Below are 23,718 nucleotides of genomic sequence, written 5' to 3' on the forward strand. Positions count from 1 at the left end.
CCCTTGCTTGTTAACGAAACAACGCTATATGCCGCCTCGACCAGCGCAAATTCGTTGCGTGTCCTGATGCGAGCGTGAACCTCCCCATATCCAACAAGGGTGAGGACCGGCATCGGAAGCGGGGCAAGCCCCTCTCGGTCAATCTGCCAAAGCAACCCGCTTCACGCTTGGGTCGCCTACAAGGCGCCCATACTGCGCCCGGACTCCGTCCGGCGCACCCGTGATGTACGAAAGATATTCATGTCCTTTTTCTCTGAACTCGGCCTTGCCGAGCCTATCCTGCGCGCTCTGGAAGCCAAGGGTTACAACGACCCCACACCGATCCAGCGCCAGTCCATTCCGGCGCTGCTCGAAGGGCGCGACCTGCTCGGCATTGCCCAGACCGGCACCGGCAAGACCGCAGCCTTCTCGCTGCCCTCGCTCCACCGTCTGGCCGCCGATCCCAAGCCGCGCGCACCGCGTAGCTGCCGCATGCTGGTGCTCTCGCCCACGCGCGAGCTGGCAGCGCAGATTGCCGACAACATGGTCGGCTATGCCAAGTTCCTCAACATGTCGGTCATGACCGTGTTCGGCGGCGTGCCGGTGGGCAAGCAGATCTCTGCGCTTGGTCGCGGTGTCGATATCCTCGTCGCCACGCCGGGCCGCCTGCTCGACCTGATCGAACAGCGCGCCCTGGTGCTCGACAAGGTCGAGATCTTCGTGCTCGATGAAGCCGACCAGATGATGGACCTCGGTTTCATCAAGCCGCTCACCCGCATCGCCGGCCTGCTGCCGCGCCAGCGCCAGAGCCTGTTCTTCAGCGCCACCATGCCCGATGCCATCGCCCAGCTGGGCAAGCGCTTCATCACCGATCCGGTGAAGGTGGAAGTGGCCCCGCAGGCCACCACTGCCGCGCGGGTTGACCAGTATGTCACCCACGTTGACCAGAAGGAAAAGCAGGCGCTGCTGACCATCACCCTCAAGAAGGGCCTGGAAAGCGGCGAGCTGGAAAGCTGCCTGGTCTTCACCCGCACCAAGCACGGCGCCGACAAGGTCGTCCGCAGCCTGGTTGCCGCAGGGGTCGAAGCTGCCGCCATCCACGGCAACAAGAGCCAAGCCCAGCGCACCCGTGCGCTCGACGGCTTCCGCGCCGGCCGCGTGCCGGTGCTGGTGGCAACCGACATTGCCGCGCGCGGCATCGACGTGCCGGGCGTTTCGGCCGTGTTCAACTTCGAGTTGCCCAACGTGGCCGAACAGTATGTCCACCGCATCGGCCGCACCGCGCGCGCCGGCAAGGGCGGCCTTGCCATCAGCTATGTGGCGGGTGACGAGCGTCCGTTCCTGCGCGATATTGTGAAGCTTACGGGTGTCACGCCTGCTGCCATCGCGCTGCCCAAGGATTTCATCGAACAGGCCGCCAAGCTGCCCAAGGCCTCGGCCAAGCAGCTTGGTGCCGAACATTCGGATGACAACCGCAGCGGAGGCGGCAACCGCCGTTCGCGCGATGCCGAACGCAAGGCGCGCGGTCCGCGCCGCCATCCCGGTGTAGAGGTTCGCCCGCGCGGCGAAGGCGGTCGTGGCGGAAGCGGAAGCGGCGGCGGTCGCGGTCGGCCCCAGGGCCAGGGCGGCGGACAGGGTGGCGGACAACGCCAGCAAAGCCGTTCGCGCCCCCAGACCACCTCGGCCTGAATCCGTCCGGTGAAGCCGGGCCGGGGCTTTGCTCCGGCTCGGTTCACGGAAACTATGGCACGGCCTGTCCCGTTCGCCTTGCGATCCTCTGCTCCCGTGCCGAGGCTTAGCAAGCAAGGCCTCTGCGCCTTCGCATCTCTCCACTCAGGCCTGCATCGGGTCGCCTGCATCACTGCAGGCCGATAAGAGCCATGGACAATGCGATAAATCGCGAAAGGGATACACTTTGATGAAGTACCAAGCAGTTCTCGCCGCCGCCGTTCTCGCGCTGGCGCCTGCCGCTGCGCTGGCTCAGGCCCAGGGCGAAACCGTAACCGGCAATGATGGCAACCCGGTCGGCACTGTCATGTCCAACGATGGCTCCACCGTGATGGTCGATACCGGCACGCACCAGGTGCCCCTGCCTGCCGACGTCTTCGCCACCACCGACACCGGCCCCACCCTCAACACCACCAAGGCGGAACTCGATTCGCTCTACGCCGCGCAGCTGGCCGAAGCCGCTGCCGCCCGCGATGCCGCGCTGGTAGCCGGTGCAGCCGTGGTGACTGCCGATGCCCAGGCGCTGGGTTCGGTCGATACGATCGACGGCGACAACATCGTGATCCGCGAAGGCGACTTCGTGGTCACCCTGCCGCGCGACCTCTTGGCACTCAACGGCAATGGCCAGCTGATGGCCCTGGCCAACCACGCCGACATCATGGCTGCGCTCGAAGCAGCGCAGGGCGGCTGATAGCTACGAAACAACCCATGGACGGGTGCAGGGCCGGGGGAGCAATCCTCCGGCCCTTTTCGTTCAGCACCTAGAACTTGTTGTCTTTCGGAAAGCCCGTCGGCGGCATCCGGCCAGCGGCACCGCGCGCCACCTTCCACATGTGGATTTCGCCCTCTGTGCGGACCCGGCCGGTATCGCCGCCCATCGTCCAGCTCAGGCCAACTGCCAGCGTGAACGTGGTCGCGTCGGCCAGCCCGCCATCGCGATAGCGTTGCAGCGTCACCCCCTGCCCGCGTGACATCACCGGCACTTCGTCCAGTGCGAAGACCACCAGCTTGCGGTTGTCGCCCACCACCGCGACATGGTCGTGCGCGGAGGCGATCTGGCGCACCACCAGCAGCCTTGCGCTGTCCTTCAGGTTCACCACCTGCCGCCCCTTGCGCGTTTCGGCGAGCAGTTCGTCGGTTACTGCCGCGAAACCTTTGCCGAGGGTGGAGGCGAGCAGCAGCTGCCGGTCCTTGTGGTGGACCACCACGGCGACCACGTTGGCCGTGCTGTCGATATCCAGCGTGTTGCGCACCGGTTCACCGAAGCCGCGCGCCGATGGCAGCTTGTCGGCGCCCAGGGTGAAGAACCGCCCGTCATCGCAGGCCAGCAGCAGCTTGTCGGTCGTCTGGCAGTGGACGGCGAAGGCCGCCTCGTCGCCTTCCTTGTACTTGAAATCGCCGCAGCCATCCTTGCCCAGATCCACATGGCCGCGGGCCGCGCGGATCCAGCCCTTCTTCGACAGGACCACGGTGACCGGTTCCTTCTCGATCATCGCGTCCATGCTGAATTCCACGACCGGGGATGCTTCGGCAATGGTCGTGCGGCGGCGGCCGATGGCGGTATCGGGCGCATATTCGGCGCGCATGGCGGCAAGGTCGCGCTTCAGGCGGGTGCGCTGGCGGGCGGGGCTGTCGAGCAGCTTCTGCAGCTCCTCGCGCTCGGCCTCCAGCTCGTCCTTCTCGCGGCGGAGCTCCATTTCCTCCAGCTTGCGCAAGGACCGCAGCCGCATGTTGAGGATTGCCTCGGCCTGACGGTCGGTCAGGGCAAATTCGGCCATCAGCATGGGCTTGGGCTCGTCCTCGGCGCGGATGATAGCGATCACCCGGTCGAGGTTGAGGAAGGCGATGATATAGCCTTCGACCAGTTCCAGCCGGCTGGCGATCTTGTCCAGCCGGTGGCGGGTGCGGCGCTGGAGGATGTCGATCTGGCTGACCAGCCAGTGCTCCAGCAGTTCCTTCAGCCCCATGACCAGCGGTGTGCGGGTGGCATCGAGGACGTTGAGGTTCAGGCTAAACCGCGTCTCCATGTCGGTCAGCTTGTAGAGCGATTCCTTGAGCAGTTCGGGATCGACGTTGCGGCTTTTCGGGATCAGCACGATGCGGATCTGTTCGTCGCTCTCGTCGCGCACATCCTCCAGGATCGGCAGCTTCTTGTCGTTGATGGCCGCAGCGATCTGTTCGATCAGCTTGCCCTTGGCCACCTGGTAGGGGATTTCGGAAATGACCAGCTGCCACCCCCCGCCCTTCGACCGTTCGATCCCGGCCTCGCGGTCTTCCTCGGTCGCCGCTTCGGCGGCATGGAACCGCCCGCGCACCCGGAAAGACCCGCGCCCGGTTTCATAGGCGTTGGAGATCGACGCGGGGCTATCCACCACCACGCCGCCGGTGGCAAAGTCCGGGCCGTGGAACACCTGCATCAGTTCGGTGTGGGTCACATCGCGGTTGAACAGCACCAGTTCGGCAGCGTCGATGATCTCGGCCACGTTGTGGCTGGGGATGCTGGTCGCCATGCCCACTGCGATGCCGGCCGCGCCGTTGGCCAGCAGGTTGGGGAACAGGCCGGGGAAGATCTCGGGCTCTTCCTCCTCGCCATTGTAGGTCGGGATGAAATCGACCGTGCCTTCGTCCAGCCCGGCCATCAGGCTCATCGCCGTGCGGGTCAGGCGGCATTCGGTATAGCGGTAGGCGGCGGCGTTATCGCCATCGACGTTGCCGAAGTTGCCCTGCCCTTCGACCAGCGGATAACGCAGGGTGAAGTCCTGGGCGAGGCGGACCATGGCATCGTAAACCGCCACGTCGCCGTGCGGGTGATACTTGCCGATCACGTCGCCCACCACGCGGGCGCTCTTCTTGAAGGCGCTGCCGGGGTCCAGCTTGAGGCTGCGCATGGCCCACAACAGGCGGCGGTGGACCGGCTTCAGCCCGTCGCGCAGATCGGGCAGGCTGCGGGCCGTGATGGTGGACAGGGCATAGACCAGATAGCGTTCGGACAGCGCGCTATCGAACGGCGCATCGACGATGGCGTCGAAGGGATCTTTCTCGGCATCGGTAATGGACATGCGCCCTGCCCTAGCAGCGGCTCGGCCCGTGGGACAGCGCGGAACCAGCGCCTTTCCCCATGTGTTGCGGCCTTATCCCCCACACACAAAGGAATTTCCCGATGAGTAAACCCGTCATGATCCTCGCCACCAACGGCTTCGAGCAATCCGAACTGGAACAGCCGGTCAAGCGGCTGAACGATGCAGGCTTCAAGACCCTGGTGGTCAGCCCGGAAGAGGGCGAAATCCGCGGCTGGGACGGCGGCGACTGGGGCAACACGGTGAAGGTCGATCGCGCCCTGTCCGATGCCCAAGCCGCCGACTATGCCGCGCTGGTCCTGCCGGGCGGGCAAATCAATCCCGATATCCTGCGGATGGAGGACAAGGCCGTGCAACTGGTGCGGGACTTCTGCGAGGCCGGAAAGCCCGTCGCCGCCATCTGCCACGGCCCGTGGCTGCTGGCCGAAGCCGACGTGATCGATGGCAAGCGCGTAACCAGCTGGCCCTCGATCCGCACCGACCTCGCCAATGCCGGGGCCGAGGTGGAAGATGCCGAAGTGGTGACCGACGGCAACCTCATCACTAGCCGCAATCCCACTGATATCCCGGCGTTCTGCGATGCGCTGATTTCGGCGTTGAATGACGCGGCGCGGATGGACGACGCGGCCTGATCCGAAAGCCCGAATAGGAAAGCCCGCTGCAGGGCGTGCGTAAGGCCAGCACCTCAAGTCAGGCATAAGGGGCGCGATCAAGGTGTCGGGTTCGAGACCCGGCACCTTGGTCACACTGTGATCACTCTGTGCGCCAGTCGAAGTCAGGCGCGCCGAGGCCACGTTATGGACAGGCGTTGGTGTAGAACCAGAGAATATTGTTGGTGACTTCTCCGTACGACTGAACCGTAACCCCTTGGCAGTTCAGTTCGTAGCCGACGATGTTTCCATAATCGTCGAGATAGATGATGTCGAATCCGGGCGCTGCGTAGGCAGGGGTTGCAGCAAGAAGCCCAGTAATAACACCTAAAACACCCAACCACTTTTTTGCAGTCTTAATCATCAGTCCTCTCCTCATAGTCGGAGCGACTCGATATTTGGAGTCGCCTCCGGAAGTCATGCTATCGACTCGAAAAGGCACCGCAACAACTATATCATTCATATTTGTATCGAAGGCAGACCGCGAGCCGTGCTCTTGCTTGACACGGTTCCAGCGCATCATCAGTCTCGTCCGCGAGGAGACGGGGGATGCGGAAGGCCACTCTATTTGCGGGCGTGCTGTCCCTGCTGGCCAGCGGGTGCAGCGACACGAGGCAATCCCCCCGAGAAGATCGCGTCCACACCGAACCTGCTGGAGGTGCGCCGCAGAATCAGTTCGGCTTCATGGAGGCTACAGCAAGTCCCAGCCTGTTCCGATCGGGCGGCGATGCGGTGCGATCCGCGGCACAGGTGTCCCTGTCAAATGCCCACTCCGAACCGGGTGCCCCCCGCCCCCAGGCCGCCCCCGTCACGACACCGATGATCGCCTACAACTATTCCTGGGGTTATCAGGTCGATGCCAACGACCTGCCCACCCTCCAGCAGCGCCACCGAGAGCTGTGCGAAGGCATGGGCGAGAGATGCCGAGTACTGGAGGTCTCGCAGTCGGGGAACGACGATTACGGCTATGGCGAGATGCGGCTGCAGGTTGCCGCCGGCGATGCCAACGGGTTTGCAGAACAATTGGAATCAGCAACCGACGGTCTCGATGCCAAGCAGATCTCATCGGCGGTCACCGGCGAAGACCTGACCGAGGACATCATTGATACCGAAGCCCGCGTGGCGGCCCGAACCGCCCTGCGTGATCGCTTGATGGATGTTCTTCGCAACCGGCAGGGGTCGGTGGGCGACCTTGTCGAGGCCGAGCGCGGCGTAGCCGAGGTCAACGAGGAACTCGACGCGGCCACCAACCTCCTAGCCCACATGCGCAACCGCATCGCCTATAGCGATGTAAACATCGTCTATGATCCGGAGATGGGCCGCTACAATGTCGGCTTCCTGGCGCCAATCGCCTATGCCTTCGATGCCATCGGATCGACACTGGGCGTCGTCATCGCAGGGCTGATCTATCTGACCGTAGCACTTATTCCCATCACCCTGTTCCTGCTGGCGTTTCGATGGGTGTGGCGCAAGACGCGGTTTCGTCTCAGCTTCAGGCGCGAGGAAAAGACGGGGAGTCTGGCGGGGACCGAAGGAGAGTCTGCCTAAGACCCCTGCATATCGTGGCTGTCGCGCGGGATGCGCACTTCCATGCCGTCCAGTTCCTCGGTCAGCAGGATCTGGCAGGACAGGCGGCTGGTAGCGGCGAGGTCTGCGGCGAGGTCGAGCATGTCTTCCTCGTCCTCGCTGGCAGGCGGCAGTTTGGCGAACCAGTCACGCCCCACGATAACGTGGCAGGTGGAGCAGGCCATCTGGCCCTCGCAGGTGCCTTCCAGCGGCATGGCGGCGGCCTGGGCCACTTCCAACAGGCGGTCGCCCGGCTGGCCCTCGGCCTCTACCCTGTCGCCGTCGCGCGTGATGAAGGTGATCTTGATCGGTCTTATCCCGTTATTGCTGCGACGCAGCACGAATAAGCTTTTCGGCGGCGGCTTCAAGGTCTTCCAGCGTGGTATAGCGCCCGAAACCGAGGCGGATCGATGATTTCGCTTGCGGCTCGGTCAGGCCCAGGGCGCGCAGCACGTGGCTGGGGCGCCCTGATCCGCTGGCGCAGGCCGACCCGGCAGAGAACATCACATCGCGGCAATCGCTCATCAGGCGGGCGACATCGAGGCCTTCGAGCCTCAAGTTGAGGTTGCCGTGCCAGCGCTGCTCAGCGCTGCCGTTGAGCGTCCACCCGGCGAACAGGTCGCGCGCGCGGGTCCACAGTATTTCGACATGGGCCGCGTCTTCCTCCCGCCGCTCCACCGCCAGTTTCGCCGCCGCGCCGAACCCGGCGCAGAGTGCGGGGCTGAGGGTGCCGGAACGCAAGCCCTGTTCCTGCCCGCCGCCGTGGATGAACGGGCGCAATTCCACGCCGTCCCGGATCCACAGCGCGCCGACGCCCTTGGGGCCGTGCAACTTGTGGGCCGAGACCGCGATCATATCCGCAAAGGCAGGCGGGGCCAGCTTGCCCGCACCTTGCACCGCATCGCACAGGCACAGCGCGCCGGCCTCGCGCAATCGCGCGAACAGGGCATCGACCGGCTGGATAGTGCCAATCTCGTTGTTGACCTGCATCACCGCCACAAGCTGGCGGCGATCGGGCAACGGTGCGGCGGCATCAATCAGGCCTTCGGAATTGACCGGCAGGATCGTCGCGTTGGGATCCCACTCCTGCATCGTGGCATCGAGCACTGCAGCGTGTTCGATCGCCGATACAGCCATCATCCGGGCATTGCTGCCGAAAATCGCCATGTTGATCGCCTCGGTCGCGCTGCCGGTGAATACCACGCGCCCGCCTGCCGGAAACAGCATGGCCACCCGCTCGCGCGCCAGTTCCACCGCCGCCACTGCGCTTCGGCCCATGCGGTGGGGACTGTGCGGGTTGCCGAATGTGTCGCTGTCCGGCCCGCCCAGCCAGCGCAGCATCTCCTCCCGCGCTTCGGGTGCGAGAGGGGTGGTGGCCTGGTAATCGAGGTAGGTCATGGGATCGACTTCCACGCCGCCATGAAGGCATCGAGGTCGGCGGGCGTGGTGTTCCAGCCCAGGCTGACGCGGATCGTGCGCTGCGCCTCGCCCGCTGCCATGCCCATGGCGGAAAGCACGCGGCTGGGCTTGAGCGAGCCGGAGGAGCACGCACTGCCGGCCGACACGGCAAAGCCCATCGCATCCAGCTTGATGACCATCACCTGCGCGCTCAACTGTGCGTGGGTGAGCGCGAGGATATGGTCGGCGCGACGCTCTATCGGCAGCAGGCTTTCGGCCAGCCCGGCGGCGAATTCGGCCCGCTGCGCCGGTGTGGTTGCCCAGTCGCCAGCTTCAAGCGCAGCGGCAAAGCCCATGGCAGCAGGCAGGTTCTCGGTCCCCCGGCGATAGCCGCGCTCATGACCGCCGCTCGGCTCCAGCAGGGCATAGTCGCGCAGCAGCAGCGCGCCGATTCCCACCGGGCCGCCCAGCTTGTGCGCCGATACCACGACCATGTCGGCAGCAGGCAGCGCTATCCTCCCCGCGCTTTGCGAGGCATCGGCCAGCCACAGTCCGCCTGCGCGGTGGACGGTTTCAGCCAGGACAGCCTCGTCCTGCATGGCGCCGGTTTCGGAATTGACCGTCTGCACGGCCACCAGCGGGTTCTCACGTTGGACAGCTTCGGCCAGGACGTCGCGATCCAGCACTCCGCTCGACAGGACCGACAAGCGCTCGGCATCGGGCGCGGCGGCCAGCACTGCATCATGCTCGACTGCACTTATGAGGCGTGCACCGGCCTTCGCCCGGCCCAGCGCAATGGCCAGAGCCTCGCTCGCGCCGCTGGTGAAGATGACCTCGCCCTGCCAGCCGAGTGCCGCTTTCACCCGCGCCCGCGCGTCCTCCAGTGCCGCCTTGGCCCTCCTGCCTTCAGCGTGCGGGCTGGACGGGTTGGCCCAGATCGCAAAGCCCTCCTCCATCGCCGCGCGGGCTTCGGGGCGCAGCGGGCTGGTGGCGGCGTGGTCGAGATATATGCGCTGGGAGATTGGGCTACCTCAGGGAATAATTGCGAAATGGCGGTGACTTCCTATATAGCCCCCCTCTTCCGCCGCGCCACCCGCACGGCCAAACCCATTGCATATAGAGCCCTGACACCATGCCCCACGTGATCTTTCCCGGCCCCGAAGGCCGCCTCGAAGGACGTTTCTCCCCCGGCCCGCGTCCGCGCGCACCCGTGGCGATGATCCTGCACCCGCACAGCCAGGGCGGCGGCACGATGAACGATCGCATCGTGCAGATGATGTATCGCAATTTCGTCGATCGCGGCTTTGCCACCCTGCGCTTCAACTTCCGCGGCGTGGGCCGCAGCCAGGGCAGCTTCGACAACGGCATCGGCGAACTGTCCGATGCGGCGGCCGCGCTCGACTGGGTGCAGTCGATCCATCCGGAGGCTTCGGTCACCTGGATCGGCGGCGTGTCCTTCGGCGCGCTGATCGGCATGCAATTGCTGATGCGCCGCCCGGAAATCCGCGGCTTCATCTCGGTCGCCCCGCCGGCCAACATGTATGATTTCAGCTTCCTGGCCCCCTGCCCCGCCAGCGGCATCTTCATCCAGGGCACGGCCGATACCGTGGTCCAGCCGGTCAGCGTGACCAAGCTGGTCGAAAAGCTCCGCACGCAGAAGCACATCACCATCCACCACGACGAGATCCCGCGCGCCAACCACTTCTTCGAGAACGAGCTGGATGAACTGCGCGCCTCGATGGACAAATACCTGGATTTCCGGCTCAACCCGTCCTGCCCGATCACCTGATTTACCGGCCAGATTGATACAAGTGCGATCCGCCCCGCAGGCGGGAAAGAAGACGCTTGTATCAAATTGTAGCAAGATGTAATGTTACACTATCACGCGGAAGACTCGCACTCAATGACGGGTCTCCGACCGGGAAAGGAGTGTAGCAGAATGGCTTATCTCGACGACCACACGCACAACCACAAGCGGATCGCCGGCCTGTCGGGCGTGGCGGCAGTCCACCTCGTCCTGGCCTTCGGGCTGGCGACGGGCCTTACCATCACCGGCTTCAAGAAGGAGAAGGACGAGCCGATCCCCACGGTCTTCATCGACATGCCCACCCCGACACCCACGCGCACGCCGGAGGCGCAGCCGACCGAAAGTGTGACGCGCACCCTGCCGACCGTGCCCGACAGGGCGATCGACATCACCCGGAACCACCCGTTCGAAACCACCATCGACTTCCCTGATCGCGATATCGTCGAACTGGTTGTCCCCAGCGTGCCGGATATCGGGCCGATCACCATGCCCACCACCATGCCCACGGTCGCGCCAAAGTCAGCGGTCCCGCGCAATGGGCCAACCGGATGGGTGACCAACGCCGACTATCCGCGCCGCGGCATCACGCAGGGGCTGGAGGGCGATGTCACCTATATGCTGGACGTGGGCCTCAACGGCCGCGCCACGGCCTGCCGCATCGTGAGTTCCAGCGGGCACAGCGTGCTTGACCAAGCAACCTGCCGCCTGATCGAACGGCGCGCACGGTTCGATCCGGCCACCGACCGCACCGGAGCACAGGTGGCGGGCACCTATCGCGGCGCGGTAAGCTGGACGATACCCGACTGATCCGCTCAGCCGGTGGCGCTGCCTGTCGCAGTGTCACCGGCCCCCTCACCGGCAGTCTCACCGGCAGCAGGCTCGGGCACAGGGATGGTCCAGATCACCACATTGGCCAGCATGATAAAGGCCAGCAGCGCCATCAGCAGCGCCTGCTTGGTCGCCTTCTGCTTGCGCCACAGGTAGAATGCGCCGGCCAGCAGGGCCAGGGCGGCAAGCATGGTGATCGAAGGGACGAAACCGGACATAGCCGCACCTTAGGGCCGGGTGATAAATCCCGCCAGTGCCTTTCAAGAGGCAGGTCATCCAAATTGGTTACATTCGGGCTTCCGGAAAACCAAACCGGTGCCTTATAGACAAAAGGCGTCAGATCGTTCCGACGCCTTTTGCTTGCCATCGCACGGGAACAGCGTTCCCCGTTCGTGGTTATTTCTTGCCGAACAGCCCGCTTGCGAAGCCGGCGATGTCGTTCAGCGGATTGCCGTCGCCGTCGCGGTCGAGCATGTCGAGCAGGCCCTTGGCCTGGGGGTTGTTCTCCAGCATCGAGGCGAAACTGGTCAGCGACCCCTCGCCGCCGATCTGGCTGACGATCTGGTTTAGCACCGAGGTATCGAGCCCGGTCTGCGCCGAGGCCAGCTCCACCGTATCGCCCTGCATCTGGTGCGAGCGGCCCAGCGCGGCGATGGCCTTTTCGGCCATGGCGGGCGAGATACCGACCTTTTCGGCCAGGTTCACCACGTCATCCGGCGAGCCGGCGATGCCTTTGAGAATGCCATCAAAAATACCCATGCCCGTTCTCCCTTGTGCGATCCTGTGCGGTCGCGACTCCGCTTCTGCCGATGATGGACCCTGCGCGCGTTGGCGCAAGTCAAAACGCCGCGCCGGCGCAACGAAAAAGGGACGGCAACCTTTCGGCGCCGCCCCCTTGCACTCAAGTCCGTTAAGGTCAGGCCGTCTGCGGGGCTGCCTGGCGCACGCCTTCATCGACATAGTCGGTAAACTGCACGAAGTTGTCCACGAACAGCTGGACCAGCTTTTGTGCGGTGACATCGTATTCGGCCGGGTCCGCCCAGGTCGTACGCGGATCGAGGATGGCCGTGTCCACGCCGGGCACTGCCACGGGAACGTCGAAGCCGAAGTTCTCGTCCTTGCGGAATTCGACATTGTTCAGCGATCCGTCGAGCGCTGCATTGAGCAGGGCGCGGGTGGCCTTGATCGGCATGCGCTTGCCCACGCCGTACTTGCCGCCGGTCCAGCCAGTGTTGACCAGCCAGCACTGGGCATTGCCTTCGGCGATGCGCTTTTTCAGGAGGTTGCCATAGACGCTGGGGTGGCGCGGCATGAAGGCGGCACCAAAGCAGGTGGAGAAGGTGGCTTCCGGCTCGGTCACGCCTATTTCGGTGCCGGCGACCTTGGCGGTATAGCCCGACAGGAAGTAGTACATCGCCTGGTCGGCGGTCAGCCGCGCGATGGGAGGCAGAACGCCAAAGGCATCGGCGGTCAGCATGATTACGTTCGACGGGGCCGGGCCGAGGTTCTTCTCGCTGGTATTGGGGATGAACTCGATCGGATAGGCCCCGCGGGTGTTCTCGGTCTTGCTCTTGTCGGTGAAGTCCAGCTCGCGCGTGTCCGCATCCATCGCCACGTTCTCGAGGATGGTGCCGAACATCTTGGTGGTGGCGTAGATTTCCGGCTCGCCCTCGGCCGACAGGTCGATCATCTTGGCGTAGCAGCCGCCTTCGAAATTGAACACGGCCTGGTCCGACCAGCCATGCTCGTCATCGCCGATCAGCGTGCGGCTGGCATCGGCCGACAGTGTGGTCTTGCCGGTGCCCGACAGGCCGAAGAAGATCGCGCTCTTGCCGTCGGCGCCGATGTTGGCCGAACAGTGCATCGGCATCACGCCCTGGGCCGGAAGCAGGAAATTCAGCAGGCCGAACACGCCCTTCTTCATCTCGCCCGAATATTCGGTGTTGCCGATAAGGATCAGCTTGTCGGTGAAGTTTACCGCGATCACCGTGTCGCTGCGGCAGCCGTGGCGCGCCGGATCGGCCTTGAAGCTTGGCAGGTTGATGATGGTATATTCGGGATCGAACGACGCCACCTCGTCAGCCGTGGGGCGCACCAGCAGGGTGCGCACGAAAAGGCTGTGCCAGGCCATCTGGGTGATCACGCGCACGTTGACGCGATATTCCGGCTGGCTGCCGCCGAACAGGTCGGCCACGTAAAGCTCGTCCTTGTCCTTCACTGCGGCGAGGAAATCGGCCTTGAGGTTGGCCCAGTGCTCGGGCGTCATCGGCTGGTTGATTGCGCCCCAGTTGATCGTGTCCTCGGTGATCGCATCGCGAACGACAAACTTGTCCTTCACGCTGCGGCCGGTGAACCTGCCAGTATCGACCAACAACGCGCCGTCCTTCGTCAGCTTGCCCTCGCCCTTGACCAGGGCCTGTTCGACAAGTGCCGCAGTACCCAGGTTGGCGTGGATTGTTGCAGCGGTCACGATGCCTTGGTCGGCAAGTGAAACGGAAAGCGTCTTGGACACTGGACGGATCTCCCGGCGGGATGTTGTGAGGGTGCAGCAAAACACGCTGGCCCCCGGTTAGGCAAGTGCCCTTAGATGGGCTAACCGCGTGCGTCAATTTACAGGGTTGCGACAGACCAGCCGAAAATTGCGACCAGTGCTATCGACAGCTTCGATGGTGCAGGATCAACTGCCCATTGTCTCGCAACCGGCTAGGCGATAGGTCCATACGGGCGGGGTATTTTGTGCGAACAGGAAGTGCGGCTTCATGGCTGAAATCAGGCCGGCGGATCAGGATAACATCGAAGTGACCGATAACGCACGGATCGAAAGCGACCAGCCGGACCATGACCGTCAGCGCACCATCGCGCTGGTCGATGATGACCGCAACATCCTGGCCACCCTGTCAATCGCCCTGCAGGCCGAAGGCTATGCCACGCGGCTCTATTCCGATGGCGAGACCGCACTGAAAGCGCTGCGCGACAATCCGCCAGACCTTGCCGTGTTCGACATCAAGATGCCGCGGATGGATGGCTTGGAATTGCTGCGCCGCCTGCGCGAGACGTCAGACCTGCCGGTGATCTTCCTGACCAGCAAGGACGAGGAGCAGGACGAGGAAGCCGGCCTTGCCATGGGGGCCGACGATTACATTGCCAAGCCGTTCAGCCAGCGCCTGCTGCTCGCCCGGATCCGCGTGATCCTGCGCCGCGCCGGACCGGGGCACGAAACCCAGCCCGACCTCGCCAGCGCCAGGCCGGGCGACAGCGCCATCATCGAGCGCGGGCGCCTGCGGATGGACCCGGCGCGCCACCAGGTAACGTGGGACGGGCGGGTGGTGTCGCTGACCGTCACCGAATTCCTCATCCTCGAAGCTCTCGCCACCCGCCCCGGTGTTATCAAAAGCCGCAACATGCTGATGGATGCCGCCTATCCCGATGACGTGTTCGTGGACGATCGCACGGTGGACAGCCACATCAAGCGCCTGCGCCGCAAATTCCGCGCCGCCGATCCCCAGTTCGGCGCGATCGAGACGCTCTACGGCGCGGGCTATTCCTTCGCGGATGGCTGAGGGCGACCAATCAGGCGCGCAGGACCAGTTGCGCGCCGGGCGGCTGGAACGGCTGGCCTTCCCGCTCGGCGCATCGCTCACCACGCGGATCCTGGCGGTCAACCTGATCCCGCTGCTGGTGCTGGCGGGCGGGTTGTTCTTCCTCGATTCCTATCGCCGCCAGTTGCTCGATGAACGCTACAAGCTGGCGCGGATTGAAGCCCAGATCACCGCCGAGGCGCTGGCCGGGGCGACCCGCCAGCGGCAGGAGGCGCTGCTGATCCAGATCGGCAAGGAACAGCGCATGCGGCTGCGGATGTACGATGCCGAAGGCGAACTGTGGGCCGACAGTTTCGTGCTGGCCGAACCCAGCTTCCGGTTCGACGATCCGGTGGCCGAACCATTTGTGGAAGACTTTGCCCGCTGGACCGACAAGGCGGTAAACTTCGCCGTCGGGGCCCCGGCTGCCCCGCGCTATGTCGAACCCGACGTGCAGGATGCCAGCGCCTGGCCCGAACTGGTGCGCGCGCGTGAACAGGGCCGTACGCAGATCGAGCTGCGCCTTGCTCCCGACGACACCCCCGTCATCAACGCTGCCGCGCCGGTCGGCCTCAACGGCGTGACCCTGCTGACCACGCGCAACGCGGTGGATATCACCCAGTCGGTGCGCAACGCGCGCACCAGCCTGCTCAACATCATCGCCGCTGCCCTGCTCGTGTCGATCGTCCTGTCGCTCTATCTTGCCAGCACCATCATCCAGCCCCTGCGCCGCCTGGTGCGGGCTGCCGTGCTGGTGCGCAGCGGGCGCGAGCGCGATGTCGAAGTGCCGCGCATGGCGGAACGCAGCGACGAGATCGGCGTGCTGGCCCGCGCGGTGTCGGATATGACCGCTACCCTGCGCCTGCGGATTGATGCGGTCGAAAGCTTCGCGGCCGATGTCGCGCACGAAATCAAGAATCCGCTCGCGTCCTTGCGCAGCGCCACCGAAAGCCTGCCCCGCGTCAAGGACCCCGCCCTCGCCCGCCAGCTGGTGGAGATTGCCGCCCACGACGTGCAGCGAATCGACCGCTTGGTGTCGGAAATCTCCGAAGCAAGCCGGGTCGATGCCGAGATCAGCCGCACCCGGTTCGAACTGGTGGACATGGCGCAACTGTTCGCCAACATCATCGCCGCGCGCGAGGATCGCGGAGAGAACGCGGGGTGCAGCGTCCAGCTGGTCCACGGCGATGGCGGGTACGGGGTGATGGGCGTGCCGCTGCGGCTGGAACGGATCGCCGAAAACCTGCTGGACAATGCCGTGTCCTTCTCGCCGCCAGGTGGCGAGGTGCTGGTCACGGTAGGGCATCACGGGGGCAGCGTGGTCACTGCCGTCAGCGACCAGGGTCCGGGCATCCCGGCAGAGGCGCGCGAACTGGTGTTCCGCCGGTTCCATTCCGACCGGCCCGATGCCGACGGGTTCGGCAACCACTCGGGCCTCGGCCTCGCTATCGCCCGGACCATCGCCGAGGCGCACAACGGCTCGCTGGTGGTGGAAGACCGCGCCGATGGCCATCCCGGCGCGCGGCTGGTGCTGGACCTGCCTGCCGCATGAGTATTTCCCATAGCGCCAGCTGCGTTATCATCGATGGCCGCGCCGTGCTGATCGAGGGGCCACCGGGCAGCGGAAAGTCCAGCCTCGCCCTGGCTCTGATCGATCGCGGGGCAACGCTGGTGGGTGACGATGGCGTGATACTCGAACAGCGCGACGGGCACCTGTGGGCCAGCCCCCCGCCCGCCATCGCCGGACTGCTGGAAGTGCGGAACGTGGGCCTGGTCGAATTCCCGACAGCAGATGGCCCGGTCGGCCTGGTCCTGCGGCTCGATCCCGCCGCCCCGCGCTATGTCGAAGAAGCGGACCGCGAGGTGATGCTGGGTGCCGAGGTGCCCGTCATCACGCTCTATCCCGATAGTCCCGCCCTGTTCCTGCGGGCCGAATGGGCAGTGCGCAAGCACGCCAGTTCCGACACAGCGGCGCGCTAGGGACTTTCCTTTTCTCCCCCAAAGGAGCATTGGCGCGGTGATGGCCAGCGCTTCGACCGAGAGTCGTTCCAAGGATCGGCAACGCATCCTGCTTGTCACCGGCATGCTCGGTGCCGGCAAGACGACCGCGCTGCGCGAACTGGAAGACCTCGGCTGGGAAGCGATCGACAACCTGCCGATCCAGTTGATCGAGCGCCTGCTGGATCCCGACAATGGCTCCAGCGGCCAGCCCTATCCGATGGCTTTCGGCTTCGATTGCCGCACCCGCGGTTTCGTCCCGCAGGAAATCATCGATCTGGTCAAGCACCTGGCCGCGCGCGGCGATTTCGAGATTACCACCCTGTTCCTCGACTGCGCCGGGGCTGAACTCGCCCGCCGGTTCGACGAGACCCGCCGCCGCCATTTTCTGGCGCAGGACATGCCGGTGCCCCAGGGCATCAAGGCCGAACGCGAGCTGGTGGGTCCACTGCGACGCTGGGCCGACGTGCTGATCGACACGACCGACTTTTCCGTCAACGACCTGAAGCAACGCATCCGCGAACAGTTCGGCCAGACCGCGCCGCGCGGACTGACCGTGATCGTTTCCAGCTTCGGTTATTCGCGCGGCATGCCGCCGGCCACCGACCTGGTGTTCGACATGCGCTTCCTCGACAATCCGCACTGGCAGCCGGGCCTGAAGGACCTGACCGGGCTGGATGAGCCGGTGGCCGAACATATTGCCGGCAATCCGCAATTCGCCTCGGCCTTTGCCAAGATGCGCGACCTCGTGCTCGAACTGCTTCCGCAATATGCGGCGCAGGGCAAGACCTACGTCAACATCGCCTTCGGCTGCACCGGCGGACGGCATCGCTCGGTCTTTAGCGCCGAGCAGATGGCCGGGGTCTTGCGCGAGGCGGGCTTTTCGCCCACTGTGCTGCACCGCAACCTGGCGTCGCGGGCGGCTGAACTGGTCGAAGGATCGCAGGCGCAATAATGCCGGTATTCAGACGCCCTCAATGATCAAAGGCCTATCCCCCCTTTCCCCATTTGCGAGTTTGCAGCACCCATGATCGGCATGATTCTGGTTACCCATGGCCGCCTGGCCGAGGAATTCGTCCACGCGATGGAACACGTGGTCGGCGCGCAAGTGGACGTGGCGACCGTCTGCATCGGTCCGCATGACGACATGGAGCAGCGGCGCGAGGAAATCGCCGCCGCGATTGAGGCGGTTGATACCGGCGCGGGCGCGGTGATCCTGACCGACCTGTTCGGCGGCACTCCGTCAAACCTCGCCATCTCGCTGCTCGAACGCGGGCGGACCGAAGTGATCGCCGGCATCAACCTGCCGATGCTGATTCGGCTGGCCGGTGCCCGCAAGGAGCTGGACCTCGCCCATGCCGCTTGCGCCGCGCGCGATGCCGGGCGTAACTACATCACCCTGGCTTCGGAATTCCTGGGCCAGGATGCATAGTTCGATCGCCACACATGGCGACGCACCGGGGGAGGTCAGGCTGGCAGAGGCAAGCAAGCAGGTCGTCATCGTCAACAAGCGCGGGCTGCATGCACGGGCGAGTGCGAAATTCGTGGGCGCAGTGGCGCAGATGAGCGATGTGGCGGTGACCGTATCGCGTGACGGGCATTCTGCTGCCGGGGGCTCGATCCTTGGCCTGATGATGCTGGGCGCTGCCAAGGGCGATACGGTCGAAATTAGCGTGACCGGCGACAATGCCGAAGCGCGGCTGGCCGAACTCGTGTTCATGGTCGAAGACGGTTTCGGCGAGGACCGGTAGGACTTCATGCGCCGCCAGATCACCGGCTTTTCCAATCCTGTCGTCAAGGAGCTGCGCGCCCTGCGCGAGAAGAAGCACCGCAAGGCTGCGGGCAGGTTCCTGGCCGAAGGGCTGCGGCTGCTGACCGATGCTCTGGCTTGCGGGCATGTGCCTGAAGTGCTGGTGATGAGCACCGCGCGCGATCCGCACCCGCTGGTCGATGCGCTGGAAGCAGCGGTCAACGCCAGCGGCGGCGAGGTGATCGAGACCGCGCCCGATATCCTCTCCAAGATCACTGGCAAGGACAATGCCCAGAGTGTCGCTGGAGTGTTTGCCGAATTCGATACCTCGCTGACCGGGCTGGACCTGTCGGCCGCGCCAATCTGGCTGGTGGCCCAGGCGCTGCGCGATCCGGGTAACCTTGGCACGATGCTGCGCACCGGCGATGCGGTGGGCGCTGGCGGACTGATCCTGATCGACGATTGCGCCGATCCGTTCAGCGTCGAAGCCGTGCGCGCTTCAATGGGCGCGGTATTCACCCAGAAGATCGCGCGAGGCACGTGGGAGGAGTTCCTGCCGTGGCTGCGCGCCAGGCCGGGGCAACTGGTGGCGGCGAGCCTGCGCGATGCCGTGCCCTATCGCGGCGCACCCTATGCCGCCCCCTGCTTCGTTATGGTCGGCAACGAATCGCGCGGCCTGCCCGAGGAATACGAGGCGGCCTGCGACCTGCGCGTGACCATGCCGATGAAGGGGCGGGCCGACAGTCTGAACGCTGCCGTGGCTGCTGCGGTGCTGGCTTACGAGGTGCTGGCGACGCTGGAGGGCTAGAAAGTAGCGTTCAGCCCCGCGCAAGCCTGCCTGAACGAAAAGCGTCGCATGAACCGCAAACCCTTCTTTGTCGCCATTGCCCTGGCTTTGCTGGCCACGGGCTGTGCCACGACTGCCGCTCCGCCTGCGGGCCTTGCCGGAACCTCCTGGCGGATCGCCACCATAGACGGCGCGCGGGCGGCAGAAGGATCGATGCTGGCCTTTACCGCCAACAGCCTGTCCGCCAGCGCCGGGTGCAACCGGCTTGGCGGGACCTACTCCGTGGCCGGTGGCAAGCTAACCGCAGGACCGCTCGCGGCAACGCGCATGTATTGCGACGGACGGATGGAGCATGAAGAGGCGCTCGGCACGCTGTTGCAAGGTGGCGCGACAATCTCGATGGAAGGCGGCCGACTGGCGTTGGAGGGTACCGGACACCGGTTAGTGGCCGTGCGTCAGCCCTGAGAACTTGGCCCCGTCAATCCCCCGCCAATAGCGCGCTGATCTTCCACCGGCCATCGCCGTCGTGTGCCAGCAGGCGGTAATCGACCAGGCTGCGCAAGGCATCTGCGGGCATGTAACCTTCCACTGGATCGGCCCCCGCTCCGCCCCCTGCGGGCAGGCGCACGCGGCGCCAGCCATTGTTGTCGTCCGGTCCACCGAATTCGATGACGTTCGATCCCGGTTCGAGCACAAGTTGCACCGCTTCCCACGACACCGTGGCGAGAGGCGGACTGGTGAGCGCGGCGGCTTCATGGATCGCCACGTCCTCGCCGGTGACAATCATTGTCTCGAACGGATCGCCGGTCATGTCCTGCGCGAAGTACCACGGCAGGGTGATGGTGGTGAATTCCCCGCCCTCGGTCACAGCGCAGCCCATGACCATCAGAGTGGCGATCTCGTCCCACATGCCACCGTCGTTTGCTTCAAACGACTGACGCAGGTTGGCCGCGCCATCCTCGCCGCCGAAGCCCAGCCGCACATGGACATCGGCCAAATTGACGAAGGCATCGACATCGCGCGCGGCGACAGCAGCGTTCACCTCGTCGAGGAAAGCCTGCGCTCCTGCCACCTCGGCGCAATCGTTGCGCGGGGCGTATTGGCCGGACGGATCGGCGGCGGTGACTTGCGCTTCGGCAGCGGGATCGGCCTCCACCGGCTCGGCATCGTTACCGCAGGCGGCCAGCACCGCCATAAACGGCAGCGCCAGGAAGTGGGCAGATTTCATCAGGGTGTCTCCTGTTCCTGTCCGCCCTCAACCGAAGGCAGTGCCGCCGGTTCCTCTGCATCGAGTGCGCCATAGCGCGGCAGGGCCTCGACCAGCGGCACGTCCTCGATCTCGGCGGCGATCTCCAGCCCCTTGTCGGCCATGCGCTTGCCCGAAGACAGGACATTGCGCTCAAAACTGCCGACGAACTTGTTGTAATTCGTCACCGCAGATTCCAGCCCGCCGCCCACACGCTTGAGGTGATCGGCGGCCGTCTTGAGGCGACCATACAATTCCGCCCCCATGCGGCCGATTTCCTTGGCCTCGGTTGCCATTTTGTCCTGCCGCCAGACCTGCGCCACGGTGCGGGCAATGGCGACGAGGTTGGTCGGCGTCGCCAGCAGCACGCCATTGCGGAAGGCGAAATCCCACAGTTCGGGATCATGTTCGAGCGCCGCGGCCACGAAATGCTCGCCCGGCACGAACATCACCACATAGTCGGGCGCTTCCTCGAACTGGCTCTGGTAGCTTTTGGCACCCAGCGTCTGGACATGGGTTCGCATCGACTTGGCGTGGAGATCGAGGTTGCGCTTGCGGTCCGCATCGTTGTCCGCCTCGAACGCGGCCTGGTAGGCGTTCAGCGAGACCTTGGCGTCGATCACCAGCATCTTGTTGCCCGGCACCCGGACGATGGCATCGGGCCGCAGCCGCCCGCCGTCCGTTTCCAGCGAGTGCTCCAGCGTGAAATCGGTGTGCTGCGACAGGCCGCATTGCTCCAGCACGTTCTGCAGCGCGCGTTCGCCCCAGCGGCCGCGGGCCTTGGGAGCGTTGGTCAGCGAGTTGCCCAGCCGCTGCGCCTCGCGCTTCACATCCTCCTGCCCCTTGCGCATCTCCTCGATCACGCCGGCGAGCTGGCCGAAGGCATCGACGCGCTTGCTCTCTAGCGCCAGCACCTGTTCCTCATAGCTTTTCAGCCGCTCGCCCACCGGGCTGAGCAGGGCCTTCAGCTTCTCCTCGCCCTTCTCCTCCGACTGGCGGAACCGTTCGTCGGCGCGGCGGAGGAAATCCTCCTGCGCCTTGCCCAGCACGGCACTGCCGGCATTCTGGAATTCCTTGAGCAGGCCCTCTTTCGCTTCGATCAGCAGGCGCTGTTGCTCCTCGAAATTGGCAGCATTGGCTCTCAACGTGGCGAGTTCGGCCCGCAGACCCTCCCGCTCACCCCGTGCCTGATCCAGCGCCTGCGCCAGCCCGTCCGCCCGCGCCGCGCGTTCGCTCATCGTTGCGAGTTCCGGCGTCATCCGCGCCAGAGCATCGGCCCGCTCTCGCGCATCCTCCTCTGCCCTGGCAAGGCTCGCGCGCAGGCCCGCGACCGGTTGCTTGCCGAACAACCAGCCGAGCACGCCCGCGATCAGTGCGAAGACGAGGGCAACGATGATGACGAGGGGATCCATGGCGCACTCAACAGTTAGAACGAAGAGAGAACATATCCTACAACGCCCAACCGCACAAGCCGCCCCGCCCGGTCATCCCCCGCCGACCCGCCGCAAGGCAGGCCCCCGATATGCGAAACCCCTTGAGAAAACCCCCGGCAAAATTGTATGGGGTGCTTACAAATTCAGATTCGCGAAAATTTCGCAGCTATGAAACTTTGCAGTCTCCAGCGGCGGATTAATCAGGAGAGGACGCCCCCATGCTGACCGACATCGAAATCGCTCGTCAAGCCACGCTTATCCCGATCACCGAGGTCGCCAAGAATGCCGGCGTGCCCGATGAAGCGCTGATCCCCTATGGCAAGTACAAGGCCAAGGTCGATACGGCCACCCTGCCCACCACCAGCAACGGCAAGCTGATCCTCGTCACCGCGGTGAACCCCACCCCGGCAGGCGAAGGCAAGACCACCACCTCTGTCGGCCTGTCGGACGCGCTGCACCGCATCGGCAAGAAGACCATGCTGTGCCTGCGCGAGCCGAGCCTTGGCCCCTGCTTCGGCGTCAAGGGCGGCGGCGCCGGCGGCGGCAAGAGCCAGGTCATGCCGATGGACGAGATCAACCTGCACTTCACGGGTGACTTCCACGCCATCACCAGCGCGCACAACCTGCTGTCGGCCATGCTCGACAACCACATCTACTGGGGCAACGGCCTCGAAATTGACCTGCGCCGCGTGACCTGGCGCCGTGTGCTCGACATGAACGACCGCGCGCTGCGCCAGATCGTCGGCCCGCTGGGCGGCGTATCGAACGGCTTCCCGCGTGAAACCGGCTTCGACATCACCGTGGCTTCGGAAATCATGGCCATCCTGTGCCTCGCGGCCGACCTCGAAGACCTCGAAAAGCGCCTGGGCGACATCATCGTAGCCTATCGCCGCGACAAGACCCCGGTGTTCTGCCGCGACATCAAGGCCGAGAAGGCCATGGCCGTGCTGCTGAAGGATGCCATCCTGCCCAACCTGGTGCAGACGCTGGAAAACCGCCCGGCCTTCCTTCACGGCGGGCCCTTCGCCAACATCGCCCACGGCTGTAACAGCGTGATCGCCACCAAGACCGCGCTGCGCATGGCCGACTATGTCGTGACCGAAGCGGGCTTCGGTGCCGACCTTGGCGCCGAAAAGTTCATGGACATCAAGTGCCGCCTGGCGGGCCTCACGCCCGACGCCGTGGTGCTGGTTGCCACTGTCCGCGCGCTCAAGATGAATGGCGGCGTGGCTAAGAAGGACCTCACCACCGGCGAGAACGTGGAAGCGGTGCGCAAGGGTTCGGTCAACCTGCGCCGCCACATCGAGAACGTGAAGAAGTTCGGCATCACCCCGACCATCGCGATCAACCACTTCTACCTCGACACCGATGCCGAAATCGCAGTGATCATCGAGATGGCCAAGGAATACGGCGCCGAAGCCGTGATCTGCAAGCACTGGGCCGATGGTTCGGCAGGCGCGGAAGAACTGGCGTACATCGTGGCGGCCAAGGCCGACAAGGGCGCGCCCGATTTCAACCAGCTCTACCCCAGCGAAATGAAGCTGGCCGACAAGATCACCACGGTCTGCACCGAGATCTATCGTGCCGGTTCGGTGACTATCTCGCCTGCCGTCCGCAGCCAGCTCAAGGCATGGGAAGACATGGGCTATGGCCACTTCCCGGTCTGCATGGCCAAGACGCAGTATTCGTTCTCCACCGATCCAACAGCGCTGGGCGCGCCTGTCGATCATGACGTGACCATCCGCGAAGTGCGCCTGTCGGCAGGCGCGGGCTTTGTGGTCGCCATCGCCGGCGAGATCATGACCATGCCCGGGCTGCCCAAGGTGCCTTCGGCCGAGAACATCTATCTGGATGAGAACGGCCAGATCGAAGGGCTGTTCTAAGCCTTACGGT

25 protein-coding genes are annotated in these 23,718 nt (G+C 64.8%); 15 read left to right on the top strand and 10 right to left on the bottom strand.

What is annotated here, in order from left to right; all coding sequences use genetic code 11:
- Positions 1-240: 240 nt before the first annotated feature.
- Positions 241-1,668 carry a DEAD/DEAH box helicase gene (locus tag M3P36_RS00655; protein ID WP_249698139.1) on the top strand — a complete coding sequence of 476 codons (1,428 nt, stop codon included), beginning with the start codon at positions 241-243 and terminating at the stop codon, positions 1,666-1,668.
- 229 nt (positions 1,669-1,897) lie between these two features.
- A complete protein-coding gene (locus M3P36_RS00660) occupies positions 1,898-2,398 on the top strand; it encodes a hypothetical protein (protein ID WP_249698142.1) in 501 nt (166 codons plus the stop codon).
- Between the two features lie 70 nt (positions 2,399-2,468).
- Here M3P36_RS00660 and parC read toward each other — a convergent pair whose 3' ends face one another.
- Positions 2,469-4,766: a DNA topoisomerase IV subunit A gene (gene parC / locus M3P36_RS00665; RefSeq protein ID WP_249698143.1), complete on the bottom strand. Its 2,298-nt coding sequence runs from the start codon at positions 4,764-4,766 to the stop codon at positions 2,469-2,471.
- A 101-nt stretch (positions 4,767-4,867) separates the two neighbouring features.
- Between parC and M3P36_RS00670 the strand changes: the two genes are divergently transcribed.
- Positions 4,868-5,416 (top strand): type 1 glutamine amidotransferase domain-containing protein, encoded by a 549-nt coding sequence (locus tag M3P36_RS00670; RefSeq protein WP_249698145.1) that lies wholly within the window; start codon positions 4,868-4,870, stop codon positions 5,414-5,416.
- Positions 5,417-5,579: 163 nt separating this feature from the next.
- Here M3P36_RS00670 and M3P36_RS00675 read toward each other — a convergent pair whose 3' ends face one another.
- The gene (locus M3P36_RS00675; protein WP_249698147.1) at positions 5,580-5,798 is read right to left on the bottom strand and encodes a hypothetical protein; all 219 of its coding nucleotides are present in this window, start codon (positions 5,796-5,798) and stop codon (positions 5,580-5,582) included.
- A 185-nt stretch (positions 5,799-5,983) separates the two neighbouring features.
- Between M3P36_RS00675 and M3P36_RS00680 the strand changes: the two genes are divergently transcribed.
- Positions 5,984-6,982: a DUF4349 domain-containing protein gene (locus tag M3P36_RS00680; RefSeq protein WP_249698149.1), complete on the top strand. Its 999-nt coding sequence runs from the start codon at positions 5,984-5,986 to the stop codon at positions 6,980-6,982.
- On the opposite strand, the gene M3P36_RS00685 is transcribed toward M3P36_RS00680, so the two are convergent.
- Genes M3P36_RS00685 through M3P36_RS00695 form a run of 3 tightly spaced genes read right to left on the bottom strand, consistent with a single transcriptional unit; the run spans position 6,979 to position 9,408 of the window.
- The gene (locus M3P36_RS00685) at positions 6,979-7,341 is read right to left on the bottom strand and encodes a 2Fe-2S iron-sulfur cluster-binding protein (protein ID WP_502798345.1); all 363 of its coding nucleotides are present in this window, start codon (positions 7,339-7,341) and stop codon (positions 6,979-6,981) included. The two genes, M3P36_RS00680 and M3P36_RS00685, sit on opposite strands and share 4 nt — an antisense overlap.
- Positions 7,322-8,398, bottom strand: a complete 1,077-nt coding sequence (locus M3P36_RS00690) for a cysteine desulfurase family protein (protein WP_249699031.1) — start codon at positions 8,396-8,398, stop codon at positions 7,322-7,324. Before M3P36_RS00690 ends, M3P36_RS00685 begins: the two co-directional genes overlap by 20 nt.
- Positions 8,395-9,408, bottom strand: coding sequence for a cysteine desulfurase family protein (locus M3P36_RS00695; RefSeq protein ID WP_349630532.1), 1,014 nt, complete (start codon positions 9,406-9,408; stop codon positions 8,395-8,397). Before M3P36_RS00695 ends, M3P36_RS00690 begins: the two co-directional genes overlap by 4 nt.
- Positions 9,409-9,530: 122 nt before the next feature.
- Between M3P36_RS00695 and M3P36_RS00700 the strand changes: the two genes are divergently transcribed.
- Both M3P36_RS00700 and M3P36_RS00705 read left to right on the top strand, forming a co-directional pair.
- Complete coding sequence (locus M3P36_RS00700; protein WP_249698170.1) at positions 9,531-10,187, top strand: alpha/beta hydrolase; 657 nt, start codon at positions 9,531-9,533, stop codon at positions 10,185-10,187.
- A gap of 150 nt (positions 10,188-10,337) precedes the next feature.
- Positions 10,338-11,012, top strand: coding sequence for an energy transducer TonB (locus tag M3P36_RS00705; RefSeq protein WP_249698171.1), 675 nt, complete (start codon positions 10,338-10,340; stop codon positions 11,010-11,012).
- A 5-nt stretch (positions 11,013-11,017) separates the two neighbouring features.
- Here M3P36_RS00705 and M3P36_RS00710 read toward each other — a convergent pair whose 3' ends face one another.
- From M3P36_RS00710 to M3P36_RS00720, 3 genes are all read right to left on the bottom strand, one after another.
- Positions 11,018-11,251, bottom strand: coding sequence for a hypothetical protein (locus M3P36_RS00710; protein ID WP_249698173.1), 234 nt, complete (start codon positions 11,249-11,251; stop codon positions 11,018-11,020).
- Positions 11,252-11,429: 178 nt separating this feature from the next.
- Entirely contained in the window at positions 11,430-11,792 is a 363-nt protein-coding gene (locus M3P36_RS00715) for a hypothetical protein (protein ID WP_249698176.1), read from the bottom strand.
- A 157-nt stretch (positions 11,793-11,949) separates the two neighbouring features.
- Entirely contained in the window at positions 11,950-13,545 is a 1,596-nt protein-coding gene (locus M3P36_RS00720) for a phosphoenolpyruvate carboxykinase (protein ID WP_249698188.1), read from the bottom strand.
- A 247-nt stretch (positions 13,546-13,792) separates the two neighbouring features.
- Here M3P36_RS00720 and M3P36_RS00725 point away from each other — a divergent pair, with 247 nt between their 5' ends.
- The 8 genes from M3P36_RS00725 to M3P36_RS00760 all read left to right on the top strand — a co-directional run bounded on the left by M3P36_RS00725 (position 13,793) and on the right by M3P36_RS00760 (position 19,611).
- The gene (locus M3P36_RS00725; RefSeq protein WP_249698190.1) at positions 13,793-14,593 is read left to right on the top strand and encodes a response regulator transcription factor; all 801 of its coding nucleotides are present in this window, start codon (positions 13,793-13,795) and stop codon (positions 14,591-14,593) included.
- Positions 14,586-16,163 carry a stimulus-sensing domain-containing protein gene (locus tag M3P36_RS00730; protein ID WP_249698200.1) on the top strand — a complete coding sequence of 526 codons (1,578 nt, stop codon included), beginning with the start codon at positions 14,586-14,588 and terminating at the stop codon, positions 16,161-16,163. Before M3P36_RS00725 ends, M3P36_RS00730 begins: the two co-directional genes overlap by 8 nt.
- Complete coding sequence (locus M3P36_RS00735; protein WP_249698202.1) at positions 16,160-16,591, top strand: HPr kinase/phosphorylase; 432 nt, start codon at positions 16,160-16,162, stop codon at positions 16,589-16,591. Before M3P36_RS00730 ends, M3P36_RS00735 begins: the two co-directional genes overlap by 4 nt.
- A gap of 40 nt (positions 16,592-16,631) precedes the next feature.
- Positions 16,632-17,564: an RNase adapter RapZ gene (rapZ, locus tag M3P36_RS00740; RefSeq protein WP_249698204.1), complete on the top strand. Its 933-nt coding sequence runs from the start codon at positions 16,632-16,634 to the stop codon at positions 17,562-17,564.
- 72 nt (positions 17,565-17,636) lie between these two features.
- A complete protein-coding gene (locus M3P36_RS00745) occupies positions 17,637-18,041 on the top strand; it encodes a PTS sugar transporter subunit IIA (protein WP_249698206.1) in 405 nt (134 codons plus the stop codon).
- A 40-nt stretch (positions 18,042-18,081) separates the two neighbouring features.
- The gene (locus M3P36_RS00750; RefSeq protein WP_249699034.1) at positions 18,082-18,360 is read left to right on the top strand and encodes an HPr family phosphocarrier protein; all 279 of its coding nucleotides are present in this window, start codon (positions 18,082-18,084) and stop codon (positions 18,358-18,360) included.
- Between the two features lie 6 nt (positions 18,361-18,366).
- On the top strand, positions 18,367-19,167 hold the full coding sequence (locus M3P36_RS00755) for a TrmH family RNA methyltransferase (RefSeq protein WP_249698208.1): 801 nt from the start codon (positions 18,367-18,369) through the stop codon (positions 19,165-19,167).
- A gap of 48 nt (positions 19,168-19,215) precedes the next feature.
- Positions 19,216-19,611, top strand: a complete 396-nt coding sequence (locus tag M3P36_RS00760) for an META domain-containing protein (RefSeq protein WP_249698209.1) — start codon at positions 19,216-19,218, stop codon at positions 19,609-19,611.
- A 13-nt stretch (positions 19,612-19,624) separates the two neighbouring features.
- Here M3P36_RS00760 and M3P36_RS00765 read toward each other — a convergent pair whose 3' ends face one another.
- Together M3P36_RS00765 and M3P36_RS00770 are read right to left on the bottom strand one after the other, a co-directional pair.
- A complete protein-coding gene (locus M3P36_RS00765; RefSeq protein WP_249698211.1) occupies positions 19,625-20,374 on the bottom strand; it encodes a hypothetical protein in 750 nt (249 codons plus the stop codon).
- Positions 20,374-21,804: a DNA recombination protein RmuC gene (locus M3P36_RS00770; RefSeq protein WP_249698224.1), complete on the bottom strand. Its 1,431-nt coding sequence runs from the start codon at positions 21,802-21,804 to the stop codon at positions 20,374-20,376. The genes M3P36_RS00765 and M3P36_RS00770 overlap by 1 nt, the downstream gene beginning before the upstream one ends.
- 239 nt (positions 21,805-22,043) lie before the next feature.
- Between M3P36_RS00770 and M3P36_RS00775 the strand changes: the two genes are divergently transcribed.
- Positions 22,044-23,708 (top strand): formate--tetrahydrofolate ligase, encoded by a 1,665-nt coding sequence (locus M3P36_RS00775; RefSeq protein WP_249698236.1) that lies wholly within the window; start codon positions 22,044-22,046, stop codon positions 23,706-23,708.
- Positions 23,709-23,718 lie beyond the last annotated feature (10 nt).

Origin of the sequence: Altererythrobacter sp. KTW20L, assembly GCF_023501975.1 — a bacterium.
Classification (GTDB): Bacteria; Pseudomonadota; Alphaproteobacteria; order Sphingomonadales; family Sphingomonadaceae; genus Alteraurantiacibacter.

What these genes read in the sequence shown, in the direction of transcription:
- M3P36_RS00655 (WP_249698139.1), top strand. Translation starts at nt 241, where the DNA reads ATGTCCTTTTTCTCTGAACTCGGCCTTGCCGAGCCTATCCTGCGCGCT.
- M3P36_RS00660 (WP_249698142.1), top strand. Translation starts at nt 1,898, where the DNA reads ATGAAGTACCAAGCAGTTCTCGCCGCCGCCGTTCTCGCGCTGGCGCCT.
- parC (WP_249698143.1), bottom strand. Translation starts at nt 4,766, where the DNA reads ATGTCCATTACCGATGCCGAGAAAGATCCCTTCGACGCCATCGTCGAT.
- M3P36_RS00670 (WP_249698145.1), top strand. Translation starts at nt 4,868, where the DNA reads ATGAGTAAACCCGTCATGATCCTCGCCACCAACGGCTTCGAGCAATCC.
- M3P36_RS00675 (WP_249698147.1), bottom strand. Translation starts at nt 5,798, where the DNA reads ATGATTAAGACTGCAAAAAAGTGGTTGGGTGTTTTAGGTGTTATTACT.
- M3P36_RS00680 (WP_249698149.1), top strand. Translation starts at nt 5,984, where the DNA reads ATGCGGAAGGCCACTCTATTTGCGGGCGTGCTGTCCCTGCTGGCCAGC.
- M3P36_RS00690 (WP_249699031.1), bottom strand. Translation starts at nt 8,398, where the DNA reads ATGACCTACCTCGATTACCAGGCCACCACCCCTCTCGCACCCGAAGCG.
- M3P36_RS00700 (WP_249698170.1), top strand. Translation starts at nt 9,531, where the DNA reads ATGCCCCACGTGATCTTTCCCGGCCCCGAAGGCCGCCTCGAAGGACGT.
- M3P36_RS00705 (WP_249698171.1), top strand. Translation starts at nt 10,338, where the DNA reads ATGGCTTATCTCGACGACCACACGCACAACCACAAGCGGATCGCCGGC.
- M3P36_RS00710 (WP_249698173.1), bottom strand. Translation starts at nt 11,251, where the DNA reads ATGTCCGGTTTCGTCCCTTCGATCACCATGCTTGCCGCCCTGGCCCTG.
- M3P36_RS00715 (WP_249698176.1), bottom strand. Translation starts at nt 11,792, where the DNA reads ATGGGTATTTTTGATGGCATTCTCAAAGGCATCGCCGGCTCGCCGGAT.
- M3P36_RS00725 (WP_249698190.1), top strand. Translation starts at nt 13,793, where the DNA reads ATGGCTGAAATCAGGCCGGCGGATCAGGATAACATCGAAGTGACCGAT.
- M3P36_RS00730 (WP_249698200.1), top strand. Translation starts at nt 14,586, where the DNA reads ATGGCTGAGGGCGACCAATCAGGCGCGCAGGACCAGTTGCGCGCCGGG.
- M3P36_RS00735 (WP_249698202.1), top strand. Translation starts at nt 16,160, where the DNA reads ATGAGTATTTCCCATAGCGCCAGCTGCGTTATCATCGATGGCCGCGCC.
- rapZ (WP_249698204.1), top strand. Translation starts at nt 16,632, where the DNA reads ATGGCCAGCGCTTCGACCGAGAGTCGTTCCAAGGATCGGCAACGCATC.
- M3P36_RS00745 (WP_249698206.1), top strand. Translation starts at nt 17,637, where the DNA reads ATGATCGGCATGATTCTGGTTACCCATGGCCGCCTGGCCGAGGAATTC.
- M3P36_RS00755 (WP_249698208.1), top strand. Translation starts at nt 18,367, where the DNA reads ATGCGCCGCCAGATCACCGGCTTTTCCAATCCTGTCGTCAAGGAGCTG.
- M3P36_RS00760 (WP_249698209.1), top strand. Translation starts at nt 19,216, where the DNA reads ATGAACCGCAAACCCTTCTTTGTCGCCATTGCCCTGGCTTTGCTGGCC.
- M3P36_RS00765 (WP_249698211.1), bottom strand. Translation starts at nt 20,374, where the DNA reads ATGAAATCTGCCCACTTCCTGGCGCTGCCGTTTATGGCGGTGCTGGCC.
- M3P36_RS00770 (WP_249698224.1), bottom strand. Translation starts at nt 21,804, where the DNA reads ATGGATCCCCTCGTCATCATCGTTGCCCTCGTCTTCGCACTGATCGCG.
- M3P36_RS00775 (WP_249698236.1), top strand. Translation starts at nt 22,044, where the DNA reads ATGCTGACCGACATCGAAATCGCTCGTCAAGCCACGCTTATCCCGATC.